Genomic DNA, 20,863 nt, shown 5'->3' on the forward strand with positions numbered 1-20,863 from the left:
CAGGCTGCCGAACCCTGCGATGGGTTCAGGGTTGACTGCATTCCCGCACCAGGTTGCGCAGCCACACCTGGGCAGGTTCGGCATCGCGCTGGGTCAGCCAGGCTTGCTGAAAGGCAAAGACGGGCAGCGGCAGCGGCGGAGCAAAGGTTTTCAGGCTGCGGTTGCGGCTGCGGGGCCCTCGGTCCAGGGTCCGGCTCGCCACCGTCAAGACCAGGTCCGTTCCCACCAAGACCTCGGTCGACGCGCGCCAGTGCGGCAGCACCAGTGCAACGCGCCGCCGCAGGCCTTGCGCGGCCAGGGCGTCTTCGACGTCATTGTCGGCATCGGGCCGCATCGACACCACCACGTGCGGCCGCGCCAGCCAGGCGTCCAGCGGCAGGTCGCCCGACGGCGGCAGCGTTGTCCGGTCGGCCACGCTGACGAAATGTTCTTCAAATAGCGTGCGCAGCGTGATGTCCGCCGGGACATCCGGAAACACGCCCACGGCCAGATCGACCTCGCCGTCCAGCAACTGCGCCACCATCGCGCCACGGCTGCCCTGGGTGATGGCCAGGTCGATCCCCGGAGCCTCCGCACGCAGCCGCCGCATCAGTTTGGGCAGGATGACATGCGCGCCAAAGTCGGACGCCGCCATGCGGAAACGGCGGGTGGCGCTTGCGGGATCGAAGCCGCGAGGGTGCAGCAGCAGGCTCAAGCCGCGAAGCGCGTCGTCCAGCGGCCGAACCAGCTCGAGCGCGCGGGGCGTCAACCCCATGTAGGTGCCGCGTCGTTGCAGCAACGGGTCCTTGAAGATGATGCGCAGCTGGGCCAGGGCATGGCTGACCGCGGGCTGGCTGCGATGCAGTCGCACCGCGGCGCGGGTCACGTGTTTTTCCGCCAGCAGCGCGTGCAGCGCGAGCAGGAGGTTCAAATCGATGCGTCGTAGGTCATCCATGCCACGAATAATGCCGCGTCCAATTACGAATTTCCATTAAAGAATCGTATGACGCACGATGTGGGCTTGGGTGTCCGGGGGGCCTTGGATGCGTTCGGTGCGTTCGGTGCGATCAGTGCGATCGGCGTCTTGAGTGCCGTGGGTTGCCCAGGTGCCCATGTTCCCGAGTCCCAGGGTCCTTCAGGATCAGATACAGGAGTGCTTCATGTTCGGCCTTTCCTTCTCCAGTGCCATTCCCATGGGCATTGCCCTGCTTGCAGGCGCCGCGATCCCGTTCCAGGCGGCCAGCAATGCCATGGTCGGGCGGGCGCTGGGTCATCCGCTCTGGGCCACCGTCGCCTCACTCACAGTCAGCATGCTGATGGTTGTGCCGGTCCTGCTGGCGCTGCGCGTGCCCGCGCCCAACCTTGCGGCGGCGCTGCAGGCGCCGGCGTGGGGGTGGCTGGGCGGGGTGGCAGGCGTGATCTACGTCACTGCCGCGCTGATGCTGACGCCCCGGTTGGGCGCGGGCACCTTCATCGTGGCCGTCGTGGCCGGGCAAGTGATCGTGTCGATGCTGATCGACCATTACGGCTGGATGGGACTGCCGATGCGACCGGTGAACTGGGTGCGGCTGGCAGGCATCGCGCTGATCCTGGGCGGCATGGCCATGGTGGCGATGGCAGGGAGCACGGCACAAGGCGGTGCCGGTCACCCGGGTGCAGCCCACGACGGTGCAGGCCACCTCGGTGGCGACCACGACAGCGCGGTGCGCGTCGGTGCACAGGCAGCGCAACACGGTGCATGAATCCAAGTGGCGCGCTCAAGTTTGAGCATGCTCGGTGGGCGTGCCCAGCGTGCGGGTTGTGCAGGCATGACGGCATGGAATATGCATTCCACACAAGCAAGGCGCACAGCGATGCACGATTCCGGCGCATCGGCTGACTCATCGGCCGGCGCCCCCCGTCCGCATGGGCCCTGTCCAGGAGATGTCCGATGCCTTCGATCCCCGCCGGCCTGCGTGGCCTGCGCAAGTACGCCGCCAAAGCGTTGGCCGTGACCCTGGCCGTGATCGCGTCCGTCTTGCCGCCGGCCGGCGCGGCAACGACAGGCGCATTCCCCGACCGGCCGGTCACGCTGGTCGTGCCTTACGGACCCGGCGGCGTGGTGGATATCGCGGCCCGGTCGCTGGCTGAAGGGCTGGGCAAGTTGTGGGGGCAGACGGTTGTGGTCGACAACCGGGCAGGTGCCGCGGGCGTCATCGGCGCTGCCATGGTTGCGCGCGCGCAAGGCGACGGCTACACCCTGCTGTGCGTGGACGATGGCGTGATGGTGTCCATGCCGCACTTCAACAAGGAAATGCCTTACGACACCTTACGGGATCTGCAGCCAGTCGCGATGGTGGGCACCTATCCCTATGTGTTCTTTGCCAACGCGCAGGCGGGGTACAAGACCTTGGACCAGGTCGTGGCGGCGTCCAAGGCAAAGCCTGGGTCAGTCAACTACGGCACGAACGGCGTGGGCGGCATCCAGCACCTGGCCGTTGAACGCTTCCAGCGTCAGGCCCAGATCCGTCTTAACCACATCCCGTATAAAAGCGGCAATCCGGCGTTGCAGGACCTGGTGGGCGGCCAGATACCCACTGCGATCGTGGCGCTGGCCACGGGTTCACCGTATCTGAACGATCCGCGCGTCATTCCCCTGGCCGTGACCGATACCCAACGCACGCCGCTGCGGCCCGATCTGCCGACCGCGCGCGAACTGGGCTACGACGGCTTCACGACCCTGAGCTGGCTGGCGATGTTTGCGCCGCGTACCGCGCCGCCCGCCTTGGTGGACAAGATCAACGATGCGGTCGCGACCGTGGTGGCGAGTGATGCGTACCGGAACGCCATGTCGGCGCGCGGCGTAACGGCGCAGTTCAAGCCATCGAAGGCGCTGCGTGAGCAGGTTGCTATCGAGTTTGACCGCAACGGCGCCGATATCCGATCGTTGGAAGCCGCAACCCGATAGCTGCGGTGCAAGTCGGTGCAAAGCGCACCACACGGAGCCTTCCGAATGGGGATACCGCTCAAGGTTGAGCGTGTTCGGCTTTACCTGCCCGGTAAAGGTTTCGTATGGCTCCAAGGCATGGAATATGCATTGGGTGGATGAGGCGGCGTCGTGCGCACTGTTTCAGCGCATGGCCCCCTCTTTTTTTGCATGCGATCCACCGATGCATCGGTGCCTGGAGGTGTTTGTGTCGAGAACCTTGAAGTCTTTGATGTATGCCGTCAGCGCCGCGGTGCTGGTCAGCAATGCCGCGTGTGCGCAGACCTTCGAAAAGAAGAACTTCAATTACAGCGAATTCGCCAAAGGCGCGTTCTCGGAAGCCGTGACGGTCACCGGCCCCGCAAAGACGATCTACCTTGCGGGCATAGGCTCGGAAGATCCAGACAAGGGCACTGTCCGGCACGTCGACAACTTTCTTGAGCAGTGCCGGTTCGCCTGGTCGAAAGTCAAAGCGGCACTGGCTGCGAATGGCGCCACCCTCGGCGATATCGTCAAGGTCACCAGCTACGTGACCGACGTCCGCTACCGTGAAGAAATGGGCACGTGCCGCCGCGAGACGTTTGCCGGCTTCCCCCTCCCGCCCCATACCTTCCTGAACGTCGTGCAATTGGCCAGGCCGGGAATGATGTTCGAGGTCGACGTCGTGGCGGCGATCGCCGCAAACAAATAGCCGTATCCGGTAGTCGGAAACAAGGGGAAGCGCATGACACTCAACGCCCTGGCGCCTAGGCGCATGATGGCATGGACCCGGCAGGTACTTGGCCGCGTAGGCACCTACACGGCCAAGGCGTCGGCGGTCACGCTGGGGGTCGTGGCGTCCGGGTTGCCTCCAGCGCGCCACGATTGAATGGACCGGATGCGGTCAGTGGATGCCGTCAACAATCAGCGTGCTGACCGACTGCGTCGCCGCCGCATCCCCATCCCCACCATTACCAGCAGCACGACCACCAGGAAACCTGCCGCCATGCCAATGCGGGCCAGGGTCACCAGGTTGGAGCGGGGGCCGCCTTCGCGGATCTGCTGAACATCTTGCGCAGACACCTTCAGCGAGGCGTCGCCATGGTGCTCGAAGACGTAGTTGGCCAGCAGGGCGACTTCGTCGTTGTTCAATGACGTGACGGCGTTGGGGTGGCTGCCGAAGGGGGGCATGAACACGTGGCCCGCCGGGGTGTTGCGATCCACGCCGTACAGGATGGTGGCGATGAGGTTGCTGGGATTGGCGCCCGCGGTGGCGGAGTTGCTGAACAGGCTGGGGTAGTAGCCGTCTTGCGTGCCTTGCGCGTTGTAGCCGTGGCAGGACGCGCAGTTGGCCGAAAACAGCTGTCCGCCTGGGCTGCGGCCATGCAGGCCGTTGACGTAGCCTTCGCCGCGGAAGTCCGGCAGGTCATTGCTGGCCGTGCCCCGGTCGAAACGCGTGGCGACGGGCGCACCGTCCGCCTTGCCCGCGGGCGCAGACGGCGATGCTGATGCCGCCGACGCTGATGCCGCCGACGCCGACGCCGACGCCGATGCCGCAGACGTCGACGCCGCTCCCGTCCGCACCGCCGGCACGTCCCGCACATACGTCGCGATGGCGTTCAGGTCGTCATCCGTCAGCTTGCTGAAGCTGAACGAGATGGCTTCGGCCATGCTGCCGGCCGCCTGTGCCTTGCCTTCGACGCGGCCGGTGCGCAGGTAGGTTACCAGGTCTTCCTGCGACCACGTGCCGATACCGGTGGCCTTGTCGGGCGTGATGTTCGGTGCGTACCAGGGGCCCACTTGCGCACCGCCCAGACTCTTGCCCAACTGCTCCTGCATCATGAAGCCGCGCGGCGTGTGGCAGGTGCTGCAGTGCGCGGCGCCCAAGGTCAGGTAGCGGCCACGGTTCCATGCTTCTGACTTGTCCGGATCGGCAACGAGCGGCGCGTCGGGCACGAACAGCAGGTTCCAGCCGGTCATCAGGAAGCGCAAGTTCATGGGAAACGGCAGGGTGGTGGGCGCCGTTTCCTTGTCGACCGCGTCCACGCCGTGCATGAAATAGACGTACATCGCGTGGATGTCGTCGTCCGTCATGACCGCGTACGACGGATAGGGCATCGCAGGGTAGAGGTGCGCGCCGTCGGCCCGCACGCCCTTGCGCACGGCGTTCGAGAACTGCTGTTCCGTGTAGGTGCCGATGCCGTGGGTCCTGGAGGGCGTGATATTGGTCGAGACGATGTCGCCCACGGGCGACGACATGACGAGGCCACCGGCCATCGGCTTGCCGTGGTGCGTGGTGTGGCAGGCGATGCAGTCCGACGCGGTCGCAAGGTAGCGGCCGCGATCGATCATCGCCTGGTCGGCAGAAGCAGTGGGGGCCGCGGCGTGGGTCGCCATCGTTGCCGTCATCAGCACCAGTGCCGCCATGAGCGAGATGCCGGATCCCGACAGCCGTGTGTACGAACGTCGCATCATGCCCCCTTCGCCTGTTTGACCAACGCATCGGCGGCCTTGAAGGCCAGGGCCACCATGGTGATGGTGCTGTTGCCGCAGGCCGTGCTGGGCATCGCGCCGCCGCCCGGCAAGAACAGGTTGGCGTGGTCGTGCGAGCGGCAGTCGGCATCGACCACCGAATTGGCGGGGTCGTTGCCCATGATCGTGCCGCCCATGATGTGTTTGCTCTGGTTGAATTTGGGAGTGAGCTTGACGTCGGTTGCGCCCATCGCGGCGGCGATCTTGCGGCCGATGGGCAGCGAGTACTGCTCGGCCGACTTGCGCACGTAGTCGCCCACGTCGTAATGGATGGACGGCTTGGGCAGGCCCAGCCAATCCTTCTTGCCGGACAGCGTCAGTCGGTTGTCGGCATGCGGCAGCATTTCGTGGGCCAGGATGATGTCGGCAGTGCAGGCCGTCTGGCGGCGGATTTCCTGATCCAGGGCCTTGCCGACCAGGCCGGTCTTGAGCGCGTTGAACGTCACGAACCGGTTGCGGGCAAAGTTGTTGAAGCGGAAATACGCACCGGCATGTTCGCTGCGGAAGGCGCCTTGCGACGTCTCCATGATGCCGCTGTTGACCACGGGGCCGACGCCCGACCAGTACGGTTCCGACAAGCTGACCGACAGGCCCAGTTGCGGGTGGTCCATCATGTTGCGGCCGACCTGGTCCGAGCGGTTTGCGACGCCATTGGGATTGCGGTCGTCGGCGGACATCAGCAACAGCTTGGGATTTTCGAGCCCGTTGCAGGCCAGCACGAAGTGCTTGCCGGTCACGCGATGGCTGACCTTGTTCTGGTCGAAGTAGTGGACGGCTTCAACTTGTTGGCGCGCATTGGTTTCCACCCGGTAGGCCACGGCGTCGCTCAGGATGACCGCACCCTTGGCTTCGAGCCGGGCCAGCGCGGTGGCGCCGTCGTATTTGGCGCCGATCGGGCACACGGGCACGCAGTTGTTGTTGCCACAACAGGCCGGCCGTTCGTCGTAGGGCACGCCGCTGTTGCGGGCCTGCGCGGTCGGGATGTTGGTGTAGCCCAGCGTCTTCACGACCTCGGTAAAGCGCTGCTCGCCGGGGCTGAAGGGCAGCGGTCCCATCGGGTAGGGCTTGGAGCGCCGGGGCGGCCACTGCAGCGCCGGGTCCGACGGGCCGCAGATGCCAAGCTTGTATTCGGTGCGGACGTAATAGGGCTCGAGCGTGTCGTAGTCGAACGCCCAGTCGCGGCCCACGCCATACAGCGAATGCAGACGCAGGTCATCGGGTGTCATGCGCCAGCAGGTGCCGGCCCAGTGCCAGGTCGATCCGCCGGCATAGCGGATGAAGGTCTGGTCGTAGGAGTCCGGCCCGGTCAGTTGCAGGTACGTGTCGTCGGGGTTGCCGGTGGGCGGCATCGGGTGCGGCGCCCAGGGCCGCGGCGGGTAGGACGACGACGCGCTGCCCTTCAGTCCCAGCGGCAGGTTGCGGAAGTTTTCGACGATCTGCGCGCGCGAGACGCGAGGCCCGGCTTCAAGCATCAGGACCGAGACGCCGGCATCCAGCAGTTCTTCGGCAATGACGATGCCGACGACGCCGGTGCCGACGATGATGACATCGGCGGAAGAGGTGGGGGTCATGGGAGATTCCGGAAGAAGGCGCTCAGAAGCGAGGCAGGGGGCTCAGCGGCACGGTGACCTGACGCCATTGATTGGGGCCAGAGATGCCATACGACGGGATGGTGACGACATCGATCGTGGTCTGGAAGGTCAGCGCCTGCTCGAAGGTGAACACCCTGGCGGTGGGCTTGGCCGATGACACGCCCGAGTACCAGGCAAAGATGATCCAGTGCGCCAGATCCTTGGCCTTGCCGTCGGGGATGTCATCAAAGAAGTCTTCAACGATCGTGGCCTGCTTGCGCTCGGCAATGCCGATCAGCGCGTCGGTCAGCGCCGGCAGGTCGGCGTGGTCGGCGGCGGCGGTCTGAAGGATGCGCGCGCCCACGCGCGGGTCGAGCCGGTGATTGACCAGCAGGTTCGACAGCCGCATGAAGCGAGTCAGTTGTGCGTCATCGGCAGCGGGCTTTTGCGCGGAGGCTGCCAAGGCAAACGACGGCAGCGAGGTGCCGGCAAGATAGCTGCCAAGCAGCGCGGCGCCGCCGAACAGCACGGTGCGCCGCGAAACCTGCGGCAAGGCGTTGGGAAGGGAATAGTCGGACATCGTTGGCTTCTTGCGTCATCCTGGTAAGGGCAAGAAGCACATGCGCGGTTCTTGCCCGGGTCAAACGGGCGGAGCCGCCAAAGTCGGCGATTCCGGGTCGGGCGCGGCAAGGCCCTGGAGAACGAAGCGGACGACCTCGGCCATGACCGGCGCGATCGCAGCCATGTCCATGGCGGGGTCGACCGCGGTGCGCACCGTCAATCCGTCGAGCAAGGTGTGGATGACGGACAGCCGCGCCTTGAGCTCGGCCTCTGTCATGGGCCGCAGTTCTGGCGAATCCTTGAGCCGGTTGAACACGCGTGTCACGGCATGGGCATCGGCCTGCTGCAGCACGGCGCCAATGGCGGGATTGCGAATGCCCTCGGCCAGAACCTCCAGCGCGAGCGACGCGCGCTCGTGCCCCAGCCGCAACTGCATCGCGTCGTCGAACAGGTCCGCCGCGGCCTGCAGCACGCCCACCGTCACGGACGCCGGTACGATGCGGTCGGCAATGGCCAGCCGCTCGTCCATGTGGCGTCGCACGATGCCATCCACGATCGCTTCCTTGTTGTCAAAGTAGTGATAGATGTGGCCCGGGCTCATGCCTGCGGCGGTCGAAATGCGCTGAATGCTGGTGCCACGAAAGCCGTCCCGGCGAAAGCATTCCGCCGCCGCATCCAATACCTGGTTGCGCCGCGCGTCGGCTTTCGTTGCTTCAACGTTCGTCGGCGTGGTCGTCACGCCTTCCGCTGCCTGTGTGTTTCGTCTCAATGTGGCCACCTCTTGGCTCTTCTGTATGCGAGTTTAGAATGATCATTCTAAATTTAAGCTGAACGAGGCCGGCATGCGCTCCCGCAAAGAGCGCATGCCGGCCTCGCCGACAGAACCTGGCCGGTGCGAAAAGGGCTAGCTGGCCTTGCGTTGCGCCAGCGCGGCGCGCACGCGAGGCAGCACTTCTTCGCCAATACGAAGGGCTTCTTCCAGGTGGGGATTGGCGGCCAGGATGAAGTTGCCGAAGCCCGCGTCGACATACTCCACCAGGCGATCGGCCACTTGTTGATAGCTGCCGAAGATGCCGATGGTGGGGCCAGGGCGGATCACGCCCAGGCCTGACCACAGGTTGGGGCCGATCAGGTAGTCCTCGAAACGGCTGGCTTCCGGATTGCGCAGGGCGGCCTGACGTTGCGCGCCAACGGAATCGCCGCCGCCGACGCTGGTCATGGGATTGGCCTTCTTGGGCGCGGTGGGGTCAAAGCCGTCCCACAGCCGGCGGGCCTCGGCCCAGGCTTCCTCTTCGGTCTCGCGGGCAAACACGTCGACGCGCAGGCCGTAGCCCGGTGTGCGCCCGTGTTCGGCGGCCATCCGGTTCAGGCGGGTCATGGTGGCCTGCATCTGTTCGAGCGGTTCGAGCCACATCAGGTAGTAGTCGGCATGGCGGGCCGCCACTTGCAGGGCGGGCTCGGATGCGCCCGAAAAGTAGATGCCGGGCTTGCGCGTGTTGGACAGCGGAGCGGTCAGGCCACCACCCCGCACTTCGTACAGGCTGCTTTTATGGTCGTAGGGCGAGCCTTTCCAGAAGCCGTCGATCACGTCCAGCCATTCGCCGGTGCGCACGTACCGGTCGTCATGGGGCAGCACGTCGCCATAGGCCAGTTGCGCGGGCGCGCTGCCGCCGGTGATCACATTCCATTCAAGCCGGCCGCCGCTGATGCGCTGCAGGGTTGCGCCCATCTTGGCGGCGTATGCCGGGGTGATGAAGCCGGGCTGGAAGGCGGTCATGAAGCGCAGGGTGCGGGTTTCGCGGGCGAGGGCAGCGGCCACCATCAGCGGTTCGTCGCTGACCAGCGACGAGGGCACCAGGGCGCCGTCAAAGCCGGCCAGCTCGCAGGCCTTGGCCACCTGCGCCATGTAGTCGATGTAGCCATAGGCGTCGGGCGCGCCGTCGCGTTGACCCGGTGCGATCGATCGTGCGCTGGCGGACTTCCATTCGCCCCGGTTCCAGGAAGACGAGGCGACCGAACGGCCATCGCCATGGGTCGGGATACGCCAGAAGAATTCGGCGCGGGACGTTGTGGCAGCGGGGGATGGGTGTGAAGCAGATGTCATGGTAGATTCCTCAGACCGTGGCGGCGCGGGCGTGCAGCGCGAAAGGAAGCACGGCGTCATTGACGTTGATGCGCCGGGACAGCAGGGCGTGTTTCGCCAGCAGGTCGGCTTCGGTCTGCTGTTCCTGGATCAGTTCGGCATCGGGCAGATGGATGCCCCATTCCCGTTTGGCGATGCCCTTGGCCCACTCGTCGGCAGACAGCCCGTTGCCGATGCATTTGGCAAACAAAGCACCTGCGCGGGCCGGGTCGGCGCCGATCCACGCATCGGTAGCGGCCAGGGCATCGAACACCGTTTGCACCACCTCGGGTCCGGCATCGACCACGTCCTGCAGTACCCAGAACACCGACCGGTTCGAAATCACGCCGTCGCATTCCGCGACCTTGGTCAGTCCACCCGCCGAAAACGCCGTGGTCAGATACGGGTCCATGGCGACCCACGCGTCGATGTCGCCCGCGCGCAGTGCGGCCTGGGATTCGCCGGGCTTGAGGTTGCGGTGATCCACCGACTCGTAGTTCAGGCCGACCTTGTCCAGGGCGGCCAGCAGGAAGTAGGTCTGGAACGACCCTTCGATCAGCCCGATGCGTTTGCCCGCCAGGTCGCTGGCTGTCTTGATGGGGGAGCCTTCCGGCACCAGGATGGCGGACCAGCTGCGGCGCTGCGTGGAGGCGCCGATGTAGGCGATCTGCAGCCCTTCGGCCTGCGCGACAACGGCGCGGGTGGTGCCGGTGCCGATCACGTTGACCTTGCCGGACGCGGCCAGGTCTTGCATCAGTCGCCCTTCGGGATACCAGAGGAATTCGGGATCGTGGCCCGCATCGCGCAGCGATTGCTGCAAGGGCGCGTGATGGGTGATCGCGGTCAGGGTCAGGTTGGAAGGGTGAGCGCCGAAGCGAAGTTTCATGAGGTGTCCTTGGCGCGGCCGGCGCGCGGCAGGTGAATGGGGAGGAAGGGTCAGCGCTCGTCGATGGCGAGGGCGGCCCAGATATCGCGGCAGTAAGCGCCGAAGCGCACATCGCCACGCAGGGTTCGGGGGTCACGCGGGCGGGGCAGGTCGATGACGTGTTCGGCCACGATGCGTCCCGGTCGGGGGCTCATCACCACGACACGATCGGCCAGGGCAACGGCTTCTTCGATGTCATGAGTGACGAACACGATGGACTTGCGATGGGCTTCCCAGATGCGCAGCAGTTCTCGGCCCATCACGATCTTGGTCTGGTAATCAAGCGCGCCGAAGGGCTCGTCCATCAGGTAGACATCGGGCTCGTAAGCCAGCAGCCGCGCCAATGACACCCGCTGGCGCATGCCGCCCGACAGCGCCGCCGGGTAGTGATGGTGAAAGCCCTGCAGGTGCACAAGGTCGATCAGTTCGTCGATGCGGGCGGCGTGTTTTGACGGCGCCAGGCCCGACAGTTCGCAGCCGACTGCAATGTTCTGTCTGACGGTGGCCCAGGGCAACAGCGTGTCGCGCTGGAACATGAAGCCGACTCCCGGGGGCGGGCCGTCCACCACCGCGCCGTTCACGCGGATGTTGCCCGAGTGGGCCGGCGCCAGGCCCGATGCCACACGCAGCAGCGTGGATTTGCCGCAGCCGCTGGGGCCGACGATGGCGACGAATTCGCCCGGCTGGACGGTCAGCGTCATGCGGTCGATGGCAATGACCTGGCCCGCGGCGCCATGGAAGACGACGGACAGGTCATCGACCTGCAGCGTGGGCGCGGCCGCGGGGTGGGTGGCCACGACGCGGTCCAGTGTGGCCTGACCGGTCATTGCCGCCACCCCGTCAGTTTGCGGAACACCAGAGTCACCAGCAGATTGGCGACCATCGCAACGATCAGCAGGCTGATGATTCCGGCAAACACCCCCGTGGTGTCGAGCTGGCCCGCCGATTTTTCGATGTACCAGCCCAGGCCGCTGCTCGACCCGATCAGTTCGCCGACCACCGCACCGATCAGGGACAGGCCGACAGCGATCCGGAAAGCGGCCGCGATCCAGGGCAGCACGGCGGGGAGTAGCACGCGCCGCGCGATGTACCAGGGGCTGGCGCGCATGGTGCGAAGCAGGTCGATCGGGTCCCGATCCAGCGACCGGATGCCTTCGAGCACATTCAGCACGAAAACAAACACCACCATCGAAAACGACATCATCACCTTGGCCAGCAGACCGATGCCGAACCACAGCACGAACAGCGGCGCGAGCGCGACGCGGGGCAGGCTGTACAGGCCCATGAACAGGGGCTCGGCCACCCGCGTGGCGCGGTCGAAGCGCGCCATGAGCAGGCCCAGTGCAATGCCGACGCCGCAGCCCATGGCCAGGCCGATGCCGGCTTCGGAAATGGTCGTGCTCAGGTGGATCCAGAGGTCACCCGTGCCGGCCAGTATCCACAGGCGTTCGGCGATCAGGCTGGGGCGGCTGCTCCAGAACGGATCGACCAGCCAGGCGCCGGCGGCTTCCCAGACGGCAAGAATGACCAGCAGCAGGGCGATCTGCTGCACCAGCAGGCGACGCGCGGCGGTCAGCGCACCGGGCTTGCGCGCAGCGATCTGTGTCTGCGGGGCCGTATCGGCACGCGCCGTCTGCGCGAGCGGCAGGGCGTCGGCAAGAATGCTTTTCATGGGCGTCGATCCGTTCAGTCTTTCGGCAGGAAGTCGCCCGCGGTCACCGACTCGTAGGTCGGCGCCTTCAGGGTGAGGTCGCCCGTCTTCATCATCTTGACCATCAGGTCGTAGCCGCCGCGCGCCATCTTGCCGTCGGGCGACGCCAGCTTGGGCGCTTCTTCGGCCAGCACCTTGCGCAGTTCGGGCTTGAGTGCCGGGAACATCTGGTTGACGCCCGCAACGACCGCGGCGGGGTCGGTCTGCACCAGGCGTTCGGCGCGGACCACGGCGCGCACCAGCTTGCGTGCCGTCTCGGGGTTGGCCTTGGTCCATTTTTCGACCGCGACCAGATCAAGCGCCGGGTACTGCAGGCGGCGATAGTCCTGCACCAGCCGGAACTTGCCGTCGGACGCCAGGGCGGCCTGCACGTCGGGTGTCGTCAGCATGCCGGCGGCCACTGATCCGCTTTCGATCGCGGCGCGCATCGGACCGCCCGTGCCCACCCCGATCAGCTGAAAGTCGCGATCGGGATGGAAGCCCGCCTCGTTGATGAAGTAGCGGATCGTGTTGTCGGTCAGGCTGCCCGCCGACGTGATGCCCACCGGCTTGCTGCGCAGGTCGGCCAGGGTCTTGGCGGGTGACGACGCCAGCGTGACCAGACCGTAGCCGTGGTATTCGGTCAAGGCGACCAGCACCAGGCCGCCCTGACCACGGCTGCGCAAACGCACGGCGTGGTCGGCAGCGCAGATGCAGGCGTCGACACTGCCCGCGGCCAAGGCCTGGACGGCAGGTGCGCCACCCTTGAAGTCGATGGTTTCGACTTTGAGGCCTTCTTCGGCAAAAAAGCCTTTCTGTTCGGCGATCACCAGGGGCAGGGATCCCAGCGAGTTCTGTGCGGCCGCCAGTTTGACCGTGATTGTCTGGCCCTGGGTCAGCGTGGGAACCAGCGAAAGGAATGAACTGGTTATTAATATATGCAGAAACTGTTTCGGTAAAGTCATTTTGACGGCTTTATACTGATTTTGATATTTGGACTATATCACCGGCAGTTTTGCATAATCGTTCAATCGTTATGCAGATTTCGAGTTTGCATATTCACATAACCATATCTGTTTTTCGAGTTTGCATAATGTCGAATGAAATCGTTTATGCGTCGGCGGTTGGGCTGGCCAGGAAGATCCACGACCGCGAAACGTCATCGCGGGCGGTCGTGGACGTCTTTCTGGCGCGGATCGCGCAGCACAACCCGGCCATCAATGCGGTGGTGGTGCTGCAGGCCGACATCGCCCGGCGGCGCGCCGAAGCGGCGGACGCGGCCAGGGCAAACGGGGTGTCATGGGGGCCGCTGCATGGCGTGCCGATCACGGTGAAGGATTCGTTCGATGTGCAGGGGCTGCCGTCGACCTTCGGGCTGGCGGCCTTGGGCGGCAACATCGCGGCGCGGGACGCCCTGACGGTCGAGCGCCTGCAGGCCGCCGGCGCGATCGTGCTGGGCAAGACCAACGTGCCGCCCAACCTGGCGGATTGGCAGACGATTCACCCTGTCTACGGGACGACGCGCAACCCCTGGGACGTCACACGCACGCCCGGGGGATCGTCAGGCGGATCGGCGGCTGCGCTCGCGTCGGGCTTCAGTGCGCTGGAGATCGGCAGCGATATCGGCGGATCGATCCGCATGCCTGCGCATTATTGCGGCGTCTGGGGGCACAAGCCGTCATTTGGCCTGGTGCCCGGCCGCGGCCACGCCAAGCCCGGCAGCGTGGCGCCGTCCGACATCACGGTCTATGGACCGCTGGCCCGCAGTGCGGGAGATCTGGCCTTGGCGCTGGACGTCATGGCCGGACCCGACCCCGAAGCAGGTGCCGGGTGGCGTCTGGATCTGGACCCGCCCGGCCCGCGCCTGGCCGATCGTTATCGAGTCGCCCTATGGGCGGACGACCCGGCCTTTCCGGTGGATGCGTCCGTCAGCGACGCCTTGCACGCCGCCGCCGACAGCCTGCGGCGATCCGGCGTGGACGTGGACGAAACGGCCCGGCCGGCGTTCGACAGCCGGGATGCCTACGAGATCTATGTGCACCTGCTCAGGGCGGCGACCAGTGGCCGCCAGAGCGATGCCGATTGGGACGCCAACATCGCGGCCGCTTCCGGCCTGGACCCGGCTGACCGCAGCTACCGCGCGCTGTTCTTGCGCGGCAATGTGCTGACGCACCGAGACTGGGTCGGATTCGAGCAGCGCCGGCATGGGCTTATCCAGGCGTGGCGGGACTTTTTCAGCCGGTACGACGCGGTCCTGTGTCCGGTCGCTTCGACCCCGGCGTTCACCCTGGTGGGGGACACGCCCAAGCATGCGCGGCAGGTGACGGTGAATGGCAAGGACGAACCTTCTGCCAATGATTATTTCTGGCTGGGGCTGGCGTCAGCGTCGTACCTGCCCAGCACGACGGCGCCGATTGGCGTGTCGGGGGCCGGACTGCCCGTGGGCGCGCAACTCATCGGGCGGTTCGGGTCGGACCGCACGTGCATGGCATTGGCGCAGCACCTGGAACGGCATCATTATGGATTTGCCATTCCGCCTTTATTTCGCAAGGCCATTTTGTGACGGGGTGTTTGAGTATCGGTGTGGGATTATTAATCCGCACAGTTCGAATTGCAGAGACCGAAATGCGTGAAAGTAAATTTCGATAGTGCAAGAACAAAAAACATTTATGGTCATTCGATAATCGTATAAGCCGATTATCATTAACTGATTGGCTCAACGAACAGGAGCGCGCTTATGTCCATTCCCAATTCCCGCCAGGCCGATTTTCCAGTCGATCCGCAATTCGTCGCCCGTTGGTCGCCGCGCGCCTTTTCCGGTGAGCCGATTGCCGAAGGGACGCTGCTGACCTTCCTGGAGGCGGCTCGGTGGGCACCGTCCGCGTTCAACTCGCAACCCTGGCGCTTCCTGTACGCGCGCCGCGGGACGTCCGACTGGGATCTGTACCTGGGTCTGGTCAACGACTTCAATCGCGCGTGGGCGCAAAGCGCCTCGGCCATCGTGTTCATCCTGTCGCAGACGCGCTTCACGCCACCCGGCAAGACCGAAGACCAGGACCTGGCCACGCACGCGTTCGATGCAGGCGCGGCCTGGGCCCATCTGGCCTTGCAGGCCAGCCTGTCGGGCTGGTCCACCCATGGCATTGCGGGGATCGAACGCGACAAGATCCGCGCCACACTGGACGTGCCGCCCGCCTATGCCATCCAGGCAGGTGTCGTGATCGGCAAGCCGGGCGATATCGCCCAGTTGTCCGAATCGCTGCGACAACGCGAAACGCCCAGCCCACGCCAGCCGCTGTCGGCGTTGGCGTTTGCCGGGAAGTTTCGGGGTTAGGGGAATCGACAGCCCAGGCTTACTCGGAAGGCTTGATCTGATTGGCGTCGATCACCTTTTTCCACTTCGCCCGCTCGCTGGCGGAAAAGTCGGTAAAGGTCTCGGTCGACATCGGCATCGTGCTGCCGCCCAACGTCGCAATCCGGTCCGCCACGTCCGGGTCGACCAGAGCCTGCCTGACCGCGTCCGACAGCTTGGTCACCACGTCCCTGGGCGTGTATTTTGGCGCAAACAGGCCGAACCACCCGTTGGCCTCGAATCCTGGAACGCCACTTTCGGCCACGGTCGGCACCGATGCCAGCAACGGGCTGCGCGCTGCCCCCGTGACTGCCAGGGCTTTCAAGCGCCCGCCCTGGATCATCGGAAGCAAGGTGCTGATATCGCCCGACATGAACTGCACGGTGCCGCCGGCCACGTCGTTCATGGCGGGCGCCGCGCCCTTATACGGAATGTGGACCATATTGACCTTGGCCAGGGTATTGAGCAGTTCGCCCACTAGGTGGTTGGTCGTGCCGGTGCCAGGCGACGCGAAGTTGATCGTGCCAGGCTTGTTACGCGCCAAGGTCAGCAATTCGCTGACCGAGTTGGCGGGCAGGTCTTTGTTGGCCGCGAGCAAAAAGGGGACTGCGGCAATCCCTGCCACGGCGACCAGGTCTCGCGCGGGGTCGTATTGCAGCTTGGGGTCGAGCCCCGGGCTGACAGCGATCGGGCCGTTGCTCCCGAGCAGCAGGGTGTAGCCGTCGGGCTTGGCGCGTACCACGTTCATGGTGCCCAGGGCGCCCGCCGCGCCAGGCCGGTTTTCTACCACGACGGTCTGGCCCAGTTGCCGGGACAGCGATTGTGCGACGGCACGGGCCACGGCGTCGGTGCCGCCAGCCGGCGCAAACGGCACGACCAGCTTGATGGCGGAAGAAGGATAGGGCTGGGCAACGGCGGCGGTGGGCAGCACGGCTGCCCACACCATCGCGGCCAGCGAGGGCAGGGCGCCGTGAGCAAGCGCGCCCAGCATAGGTGTCGCTGAGATCATGCGTGTCTCCTGAAGGGTGAAGCAGGGCGCGTACGCCCTCTTGCCTGCTAGAGCAGGTCTAGTCGTACCGCTTGCGGAAAAACGGGCGCAATTCGGAGATCGGTGCCTTGGATTCGATCAGGGCGCGCATGTGATCCTCCGCGCCGCCGACACGTTCCGCTTCGTCGATCAGCGGTTCCACCAATTCGGCGGGCACGACACAAATGCCGGAGTCGTCTGCCACGATCAGGTCGCCGGGATACACGACCACGTCATGCACCCGTACCGGTCCATTGATCTCCATCGCTTCCATGCGGAATTTGCCAGTGATCGGCGTGACGCCCGCGGCCCAGACCGGATAGTCGATCTCGCGGATCGCGGGCAGGTCGCGCACGGCGCCGTTCACGATCGCACCGACAAACCCGTGGGTCTTGGCGACCAGGGCCGACTGGCCGCCCATGTTCGAGATGTCCAGATTGCCGGCAAAGTCCGCGACCAGCACATCGCCCGGTTCCGACAGATAGTAGATCTCGCGCGTCGACATCTTGATCGGCTCTTTGTCGATGTAGCCCTGGGTGGGAGTCTTGCGTTCCGGAATCGAACGCAGCGTGACGGCATTGCCGACGATCTTTTTTCCGTCGATCAGCGGTTTGATATAGGACGCTGCAATGACGCTTTGCACGCCGAATCCGTCCAGCAGATCGGACACGGTCGTGGTCAGGTCCGGCAGGGCCAGGTAGCGGTCGATGACAGCTTTTGGCGTGCGCGGGAATTTGATCTTCGTGATGCGTTCGACCGGCACTTGTCCCCAGATGCGGCCTTGCGCCTTGTATTCCTCGTAGTCGTTCAGGACTTCCTGTCTGCTTTGGGTCATGTCGCCTCCATTAGGTTTTCCAACAATATCGGAATAAATTAATTCCTACAAGGAAAGAAAAATTATTTTTCGCATGAGAAGGTGGTTTTCGGACGAACCCTTGTGCGATCATTGCGCCTTCGTCCTCACAGCGGCTTACGATGTCCCCACGCAATGCCACGACTTCAGACACACCGGACCCGGTGGACGCACTGTCCGGCCCGGCCGACTCGAGCGGCGGTGGCAGCGCGCTATCCCGGATGCTCGACATCTTTGATCTGTTCTCGCCCGACGCCACTGTTATTCAGATCGACGGCGTTGCCGAGCACCTGGGCGTGGGCCGGTCGACGGCCTATCGCTATCTGCAGGAATTGGGTGAGCGCGGCTTTCTGGTGCAGCGGGGCAAGGGGCGCTATGCCCTGGGCCCACGCGTCATCGAGCTCGAACGCCTGCTGCAGAACTCCGACCCCTTGCTGAACGCAGGCAAGGTCGTCATGGCGGACTTGGCGGATCTGTGCCAGAACCGCACGCTGCTGTTGTGCACGCTGTTCAAAGACCGCGTGCTGTGCACGCATCAGGTCGGCGCGGACGAGATTGTCTACAACAAGGAAAAGATGCCGATCTACCGGGGGCGGGGATCAGTGCTGCCGCTGTTTCAGGGCGCGGGGTCGCAGGCCATCCTGGCGTACCTGGCGCCGCATCAGATTCGCGCGCTCTATCTGGCCAAGGCGGCCGAGATCCGAGAGGCGGGGCTGGGAGAGGACTGGAAAAGTTTTCGGGGCGCACTGGCCGCGATCCGCAAGCAGGGTTATGCCGCCACCGTCGGCCGGCGCAACGCCAAGGTGCTTGCGCTGGCGGTGCCGGTGTTGACCGTGGCCGGCCAGGTCGTAGGGAGTCTGTTGCTGCTGTCGCCAAGCACCGAAAAGGAAAGGGAAACGGTGCTCGGGGTCGTGCCGCGCTTGCAGGACGCGTCCCGGCGCATCGGCGAACTGGAAGACAAGCCGGTCGGGTTGCGCGCGTAGATCACGAGGCCCGGTCACGGCATGCAAGGTCGTAAATGTCCCGGCGCCAGTTCACGCGCTTACGCCGCTCGCGCCGCTCTTATTGTCTCGATCCCGTCCAGCAGCGCACCGATCGCCACCGGCTTGGTCAGGTGCAGATCGAACCCGGCCTGCATGGCGCGCTGGCGATCTTCCAGCTGGCCGTAGCCGGTAATGGCGATCAAGATCAGGTCGCTGGGCAGGCCGCTGGCCCGCAGGCGGCGGGCCAGGGTAAAGCCGTCCATGTCCGGCAGGCCGATGTCGAGCACGGCGATGGCGGGAGCAAAGTCGGCGGCCATGGCCAGGGCCGCCGTGGCGGAGTGGGCGACGCGCACGTCGTGGCCGGACACGGCAAGGGCCTCGGCAATGGTGGCGGCGGCGTCGATGTTGTCGTCGACGACCAGGATGCGCGCGGCCTGGCGCGGCGCCGACCAGGGCACGGACGGGGCGGCGGCGATGGCTTCGCGGCCCAGGGGCAGGTCGACGCGAAATTCACAGCCCTGGCCAAGGCCGGCGCTGTGCGCGGTGATGGTGCCGCCGTGCATGTCGACGATGCTGCGGGCAATGGTCAGGCCCAGGCCCAGGCCGCCGGTCGATCGTGCAATCGACTGGGGGGCCTGGTAGAAGGGCGTGAAGATCTTTTCCAGCACGTCGGCGCTCAGGCCGGTGCCGGCATCGGCGACGACGATGGTTGCGGTGGATCCGCTGCCATCGACTCGAACCTGCACGGGCGCATCGGGCGAATGCCGCACGGCGTTGCCGAGCAGGTTCACCACCAGTTGCTGCAGGCGGGCTTCGTCGCCTTGCACCCAGACGTCGTGCGGCGGCAGGACCAGCGTCAGCGGCGCGGACCGTTTTGGCACGGTCGCCAGGATGGATTCGTGGGCTCGCGCCACCAGCGCGTTCAGCAGCACGGGCTGGGTGTTCAAGGACAGCTTGCCCTGCACGATGCGCGACACGTCGAGCAGGTCGTCGACCAGCCGGTGCAGGTGGGTGGCCTGGCGGCGCAGGATCTGCCGCTCGCGTTGATAGACGTCGCCGCCGCGCAGGTCCATCAGGTCCAGGGTGGAGACGATCGGGGCGAGCGGGTTGCGCAGTTCATGGCCGAGCACGGCCAGGAAGTGGTCCTTGGCGCGCGCGGCTTGCTGGGCCTGGTCGAGCGCCACGCGCAAGGATCCCAGTGACCGGTTGAGGTTGCCGAGCAGCGCTTCGCGTTGCTGTTCGACCGCCAGCCGGTCCACCGACGCGGCTTGCAGCGAGGTGGCCAGCTGGTCGATTTCCAGGATGCCGCACGGGTGCGCGCGGACCGGCCGGCCCTGGCCCAGGTCGCCGGCCTGCTGTTGCAGATCGTTGATTCCCGCAATGATCCGGCGCGAGATCGCTCGCGCCGCCTGCAGACAGGCGAACAGGGACAGCGCCAGCGCGGCCGCGTACATGGCCAGGGCGGTCCACAAGGCGCGGTCCAGCAAGGACGTGGGCGCGCCGACGATCACCGAGATCCCCCAGCGGGGCAGCTTGGTGATCCCCGCGACCGACTCGACGCCGTCGCCATTCAATGCCGTGCCGTTGCCGGCGGTGTCGACGCCCGCCATCAGATTGACCAGGGATGGCGTGACCGGCTTGCCGACAAAGGCGCTGTGTTCCGGCGCACGGGCCAGGCGCTGATTGTGGGGGTCGGCCACCGTGATCACCCACCCGTTGGGGATGTCCTGGCGCGCCAGGATTTCGTGGATACGGTCGGGCAGCAAGGCCGCCGACACCACGTACTGGACCTGGCCGCCCGTCATGACCGGCACGCGCACGGGCAGGGCCAAGCCGCCGAATTGTCCTTCACGGACCTGTCCCACCATGGGCCGCTTTTCCTTGAGCACCTGTTCCAGGCTCTCGGGGTCCGTCAGCCGCACGCCGTTCGAACCGAAGGGCATGCTGGACCGGAAAAGGATGCGGCCCGCGCCATCGGTCAGGATCACCGATCGCCAGTACGGCCGCGCGCGCACCGCATCGCGCGTCACGCCATAGAACTCTTCAAGCCGGTCGGCCGTCAGTGCGGGATGGTAGGAAAGGGTGATCAGCGCGGCGACGGTGCTTTCGATTTCGGCATCGACGGCGGACGCAAGGGCGCGGGACATGTCCAGCGTCGCGCGTTCCAGATCGGCGTGGTGCTGGTTGACGACAGCCTTGATGCCCCAGATGCCGAGCAGCGCCAGCGGCAGCAGCCCCGCGCCGATCAGCAGGATCAGCAGGAGCCGCAATGACAAGGGACGACGGGACGACCTGACTCGGGGCAACGACAACGTCCTTGGTAG

Annotated in this window: 20 protein-coding genes; 7 read left to right on the forward strand and 13 right to left on the reverse strand. The window is 65.6% G+C overall.

Features of this window, described 5'->3' with window-relative positions; genetic code table 11:
• Positions 1 to 25: 25 nt before the first annotated feature.
• A complete protein-coding gene (locus HD883_RS23645; RefSeq protein WP_179589399.1) occupies positions 26 to 934 on the reverse strand; it encodes a LysR family transcriptional regulator in 909 nt (302 codons plus the stop codon).
• 205 nt (positions 935 to 1,139) lie between these two features.
• Here HD883_RS23645 and HD883_RS23650 point away from each other — a divergent pair, with 205 nt between their 5' ends.
• The 4 genes from HD883_RS23650 (at position 1,140) to HD883_RS23665 (ending at position 3,812) form a co-directional block, all read left to right on the forward strand.
• Positions 1,140 to 1,721 carry a DMT family transporter gene (locus tag HD883_RS23650; RefSeq protein ID WP_179589400.1) on the forward strand — a complete coding sequence of 194 codons (582 nt, stop codon included), beginning with the start codon at positions 1,140 to 1,142 and terminating at the stop codon, positions 1,719 to 1,721.
• A 188-nt stretch (positions 1,722 to 1,909) separates the two neighbouring features.
• Positions 1,910 to 2,926 carry a Bug family tripartite tricarboxylate transporter substrate binding protein gene (locus tag HD883_RS23655; RefSeq protein ID WP_179589401.1) on the forward strand — a complete coding sequence of 339 codons (1,017 nt, stop codon included), beginning with the start codon at positions 1,910 to 1,912 and terminating at the stop codon, positions 2,924 to 2,926.
• 70 nt (positions 2,927 to 2,996) lie between these two features.
• Positions 2,997 to 3,635: a RidA family protein gene (locus HD883_RS23660; RefSeq protein WP_179589402.1), complete on the forward strand. Its 639-nt coding sequence runs from the start codon at positions 2,997 to 2,999 to the stop codon at positions 3,633 to 3,635.
• 33 nt (positions 3,636 to 3,668) lie between these two features.
• Positions 3,669 to 3,812, forward strand: a complete 144-nt coding sequence (locus HD883_RS23665; RefSeq protein WP_179589403.1) for a hypothetical protein — start codon at positions 3,669 to 3,671, stop codon at positions 3,810 to 3,812.
• Between the two features lie 35 nt (positions 3,813 to 3,847).
• On the opposite strand, the gene HD883_RS23670 is transcribed toward HD883_RS23665, so the two are convergent.
• The 9 genes from HD883_RS23670 to HD883_RS23710 form a co-directional block, all read right to left on the reverse strand.
• Positions 3,848 to 5,398, reverse strand: coding sequence for a c-type cytochrome (locus tag HD883_RS23670; RefSeq protein WP_179589404.1), 1,551 nt, complete (start codon positions 5,396 to 5,398; stop codon positions 3,848 to 3,850).
• Complete coding sequence (locus tag HD883_RS23675) at positions 5,395 to 7,026, reverse strand: GMC family oxidoreductase (protein WP_179589405.1); 1,632 nt, start codon at positions 7,024 to 7,026, stop codon at positions 5,395 to 5,397. Before HD883_RS23675 ends, HD883_RS23670 begins: the two co-directional genes overlap by 4 nt.
• Before the next feature lie 22 nt (positions 7,027 to 7,048).
• Entirely contained in the window at positions 7,049 to 7,606 is a 558-nt protein-coding gene (locus HD883_RS23680; RefSeq protein WP_179589406.1) for a sugar dehydrogenase complex small subunit, read from the reverse strand.
• Between the two features lie 60 nt (positions 7,607 to 7,666).
• Positions 7,667 to 8,356, reverse strand: coding sequence for a TetR/AcrR family transcriptional regulator (locus tag HD883_RS23685; protein WP_179589407.1), 690 nt, complete (start codon positions 8,354 to 8,356; stop codon positions 7,667 to 7,669).
• Between the two features lie 135 nt (positions 8,357 to 8,491).
• On the reverse strand, positions 8,492 to 9,691 hold the full coding sequence (locus tag HD883_RS23690; RefSeq protein WP_179589408.1) for an LLM class flavin-dependent oxidoreductase: 1,200 nt from the start codon (positions 9,689 to 9,691) through the stop codon (positions 8,492 to 8,494).
• Positions 9,692 to 9,701: 10 nt separating this feature from the next.
• On the reverse strand, positions 9,702 to 10,595 hold the full coding sequence (locus tag HD883_RS23695) for an ABC transporter substrate-binding protein (RefSeq protein WP_179589409.1): 894 nt from the start codon (positions 10,593 to 10,595) through the stop codon (positions 9,702 to 9,704).
• Positions 10,596 to 10,645: 50 nt separating this feature from the next.
• Positions 10,646 to 11,461 carry an ABC transporter ATP-binding protein gene (locus HD883_RS23700; RefSeq protein ID WP_179589410.1) on the reverse strand — a complete coding sequence of 272 codons (816 nt, stop codon included), beginning with the start codon at positions 11,459 to 11,461 and terminating at the stop codon, positions 10,646 to 10,648.
• Positions 11,458 to 12,306, reverse strand: a complete 849-nt coding sequence (locus HD883_RS23705) for an ABC transporter permease (RefSeq protein WP_218863583.1) — start codon at positions 12,304 to 12,306, stop codon at positions 11,458 to 11,460. The genes HD883_RS23700 and HD883_RS23705 overlap by 4 nt, the downstream gene beginning before the upstream one ends.
• Positions 12,307 to 12,320: 14 nt before the next feature.
• On the reverse strand, positions 12,321 to 13,289 hold the full coding sequence (locus tag HD883_RS23710; RefSeq protein WP_179589411.1) for an ABC transporter substrate-binding protein: 969 nt from the start codon (positions 13,287 to 13,289) through the stop codon (positions 12,321 to 12,323).
• Positions 13,290 to 13,417: 128 nt separating this feature from the next.
• On the opposite strand from HD883_RS23710, the gene HD883_RS23715 reads away from it, so the two are divergent.
• Positions 13,418 to 14,887, forward strand: coding sequence for an amidase (locus HD883_RS23715; RefSeq protein ID WP_179589412.1), 1,470 nt, complete (start codon positions 13,418 to 13,420; stop codon positions 14,885 to 14,887).
• 174 nt (positions 14,888 to 15,061) lie between these two features.
• A complete protein-coding gene (locus HD883_RS23720; protein WP_179589413.1) occupies positions 15,062 to 15,658 on the forward strand; it encodes a nitroreductase family protein in 597 nt (198 codons plus the stop codon).
• A 19-nt stretch (positions 15,659 to 15,677) separates the two neighbouring features.
• On the opposite strand, the gene HD883_RS23725 is transcribed toward HD883_RS23720, so the two are convergent.
• Positions 15,678 to 16,685, reverse strand: coding sequence for a Bug family tripartite tricarboxylate transporter substrate binding protein (locus HD883_RS23725; protein ID WP_257022615.1), 1,008 nt, complete (start codon positions 16,683 to 16,685; stop codon positions 15,678 to 15,680).
• Between the two features lie 58 nt (positions 16,686 to 16,743).
• Positions 16,744 to 17,538: an RraA family protein gene (locus HD883_RS23730; RefSeq protein WP_179589414.1), complete on the reverse strand. Its 795-nt coding sequence runs from the start codon at positions 17,536 to 17,538 to the stop codon at positions 16,744 to 16,746.
• Between the two features lie 140 nt (positions 17,539 to 17,678).
• Here HD883_RS23730 and HD883_RS23735 point away from each other — a divergent pair, with 140 nt between their 5' ends.
• Positions 17,679 to 18,539 carry an IclR family transcriptional regulator gene (locus HD883_RS23735; RefSeq protein ID WP_179589415.1) on the forward strand — a complete coding sequence of 287 codons (861 nt, stop codon included), beginning with the start codon at positions 17,679 to 17,681 and terminating at the stop codon, positions 18,537 to 18,539.
• 59 nt (positions 18,540 to 18,598) lie between these two features.
• Here HD883_RS23735 and HD883_RS23740 read toward each other — a convergent pair whose 3' ends face one another.
• Positions 18,599 to 20,845, reverse strand: a complete 2,247-nt coding sequence (locus HD883_RS23740; protein WP_179589416.1) for a hybrid sensor histidine kinase/response regulator — start codon at positions 20,843 to 20,845, stop codon at positions 18,599 to 18,601.
• Between the last annotated feature and the right edge of the window lie 18 nt (positions 20,846 to 20,863).

The organism is Pigmentiphaga litoralis (assembly GCF_013408655.1).
In the GTDB taxonomy this organism is placed as follows: domain Bacteria; phylum Pseudomonadota; class Gammaproteobacteria; order Burkholderiales; family Burkholderiaceae_B; genus Pigmentiphaga; species Pigmentiphaga litoralis_A.